The organism is Saccharopolyspora oryzae (assembly GCF_027853915.1).
Classification (GTDB): domain Bacteria; phylum Actinomycetota; class Actinomycetes; order Mycobacteriales; family Pseudonocardiaceae; genus Saccharopolyspora; species Saccharopolyspora oryzae.
In genome coordinates, this window is the sequence record NZ_JAQGLA010000182.1 from 1 (window position 1) to 2,086 (window position 2,086).

1 protein-coding gene is annotated in these 2,086 nt (G+C 70.2%); it reads right to left on the minus strand.

Annotation, left to right across the window (positions count from 1 at the left end):
* Positions 1 to 287: 287 nt before the first annotated feature.
* Entirely contained in the window at positions 288 to 1,901 is a 1,614-nt protein-coding gene (gene mdlC / locus OU415_RS38110) for a benzoylformate decarboxylase (protein WP_270954671.1), read from the minus strand.
* Between the last annotated feature and the right edge of the window lie 185 nt (positions 1,902 to 2,086).

Genomic DNA, 2,086 nt, shown 5'->3' on the forward strand with positions numbered 1-2,086 from the left:
TAGGTGATCACGTGGGGTCCTGGCCTGAAGAATGATCTTGTGGTGAGACCTTCTTCTACCAGGACCCCACGCCCACATCTCTCCAGGCCACCGGCCATCCCCATTCCACTGAGATCACCTCATTGAACTTGCGGAAGTCCTCCGCAGGTGAGCCGAACCGTCCACAGTGGCTAGTTGGGCGGAACCTGGGTTCGACGGGGGCGTTTCCGCAGGTGGTGGGTCGTGAGTACTTCGGGGTGCTGGAGCACCCCGAAGTACTCACGAGCCCTGACCAGGCGGAACGTTGATCAGTAGAGGTAGCGCTGGCCCGGATCGACCTTGACGTGGAGGAGGGTCGGGCCTTCCTTGGCGTCGGCGAACTCCTCGGCCAGGGCCGAGGAGAGCTGCTCCGGGGTTTCGACCAGCTTGGACGGGCAGCCGAGGCTCGACGCCAGGGCCGCGAAGTCGATGCCGCCGAGCTCGACGCCGGGGAGCTTGCTGCCGCCCGCCGCCTCGCCCAGGACCGCCACCGCCGCGTAGCGCGAGTTGTCCATGATCACGAAGGTGACCGGCGCCTGCTCCTGCACCGCGGTCCAGACCGACTGGATGCCGTACATGCTGGAGCCGTCGCCCAGCAGCGCCACCGTTCGGCGGCTCATGTCGGCCATGCCGACGCCGACCGCCGCGCAGATGCCGTAGCCGAGCGCGCCGGAGAAGCCGGTGAAGAACCCGCCGTCGGTGGAGCGGATCGGGAAGTGCTCGTGCAGGTCGTTGCGGTGGCTGGGGGTTTCCTCCACCACCGCCGCGTCCGCGGGCAACGCCTCGGCGATCGCGTCGAACACGTACGCCGCGGACATCGGCGTCCCCGCCGACGGCTTCTCCGGCCGCGAGTAGCTCTTCGGCGCGCTGCGCTGCACGTCCTCGACCTGCGCGTTGACCTGGCGGACCGCGTGCCCCAGCGTGCCCAGCACGCCGCGCCCCTCGCGGGCGCGGGCCAGCACCTCGGGGTCGTCGTGCACCAGGAACATCTCCGGCAGCTCGACCTCGCTCTCCCCGCGGTACACGTGGTAGGTGAACGCCGGGGCGCCCCACACCACGACCAGGTCGTACTCGGCCAGCTCAGCGGTGAGCGCCCGCTGTTCGGGCTGCAGGAAACCGGAGAACTGCGGGTGGTCCTCGGGGAAGGAGCAGCGCGGCGACATCGGCGCCACCAGCACGGCCGCCTTCGACTTCTCCGCCAGCTCCACCATCTCGTCGACCACCTGGTCGCCGTCCACCGCGGGTCCGACCACGAACGCCGGGCGCTCGCACTTGCCCAGCGCCTCGGCCAGTTCCGAGATCGCCGCCGGGTCCGGCGCGAAGCCGGGGGTCCGCGGGCGCGCGGGCACCGGAACGCCGGGCTGGTCCCAGTCGTCGGCCGGGATGGACAGGAACACCGGGCCGTAAGGCGGCGTGGTGGCCAGCTGGTAGGCGCGCACCAGCGCGGCGGGCACGTCCTCGGCGCGAGCGGGCTCGTAGCTCCACTTCACGTACGGCTGCGGGAAGTTCGGCGCTTCGGTGGCGCCGAGGAACGGTTCGCCGAACATCAGGCTGCGGGTCTGCTGACCGGCCGTGATGATCATCGGGGTGCGGTTGCGGTGAGCGGTGAAGATCGCGCCCAGCGCGTGCCCCACCCCGCCCGCGGAGTGCAGGTTGACCAGCACCGGCTCGCGGCGCGCCTGCGCGTAACCGTCGGCCATCGCGACCACCGCGGACTCCTGCAGGCCGAGCACGTACCGGAAGTCGTCCGGCCAGCCGGTCAGGAACGGCACCTCCGTGGTGCCCGGGTTGCCGAACACCGTCGTCAACCCGAGTTCCCGCATGAGCGTCCGGGTGATGTCACGGACCGTGCTGTCCTCGCTGCGCACCGAAGCCTCCCTCATCGTTGCAGCACCCCCGCTCACCTGCGAGGTTTCCCTGCAACGACATCACATCGGGAAGTCCGGAACCAGATCGCGTTGGTCACTCTGCGGAGCGCTCGCCCCAGCTGTTGCGCGCGGACCTGCGACGACCGGAAGCGCGGCCGGCCGGGGTGTCCTAAGACACCTGCGGGGGTGGGGGGTTTGGG

Coding starts and splice junctions, on each gene's coding strand:
- mdlC (WP_270954671.1), bottom strand. CDS start 1,901: ATGAGGGAGGCTTCGGTGCGCAGCGAGGACAGCACGGTCCGTGACATC.